The sequence below is a fragment of the Galactobacter valiniphilus genome (assembly GCF_003575975.1).
GTDB lineage: Bacteria > Actinomycetota > Actinomycetes > Actinomycetales > Micrococcaceae > Galactobacter > Galactobacter valiniphilus.
The window spans coordinates 1-426 of the sequence record NZ_QQXK01000090.1; the positions used below are offsets into that span (position 1 = coordinate 1).

1 protein-coding gene is annotated in these 426 nt (G+C 67.8%); it reads right to left on the reverse strand.

From position 1 onward, the window contains the following. Positions 1-102 precede the first annotated feature (102 nt). The coding region (locus DWB68_RS15865) for a transposase (RefSeq protein WP_147391677.1) at positions 103-426 on the reverse strand (324 nt) is incomplete at its 5' end.

Here is a 426-nt window from a genome sequence, read left to right on the forward strand (position 1 = left end):
GAGGTGGTCGTGCGCGTCCGGGAGCTTGTCGTCGACGTAGTCCAGGAGTCGGTCGAACTGCGCGTGGACGCTATCGGGGCTCTTCGGACATTCGGTGGGGGGTCATGGGGTGAGTCCGCCGGCGGCGAGGAGCATGCGGAGCCGGTAGTTGTGCTGGTTGCGGAAGCCGCGGGCGAGGCGGCGGTGAAGCTCGATGATCCCGTTCACGGCCTCAGTTCCGCCGTTCGATGATCGTCCGGTCGTGAAGTAGGCCAGGAACGCAGCCCGCCAGCGGCGGAGGGTGCGGCCAAGGCGGGCGATCTCGGGGATCGGGCAGGTGTGGAATGTGTCGACGACCTTCTCGGCGATTCGCCGCCCCTCGGCGAGGTCCTTCTGGTGGTAGGCGGAACGCAGTTGCTGGGCGCACTGCCACGCGACGAACACCTC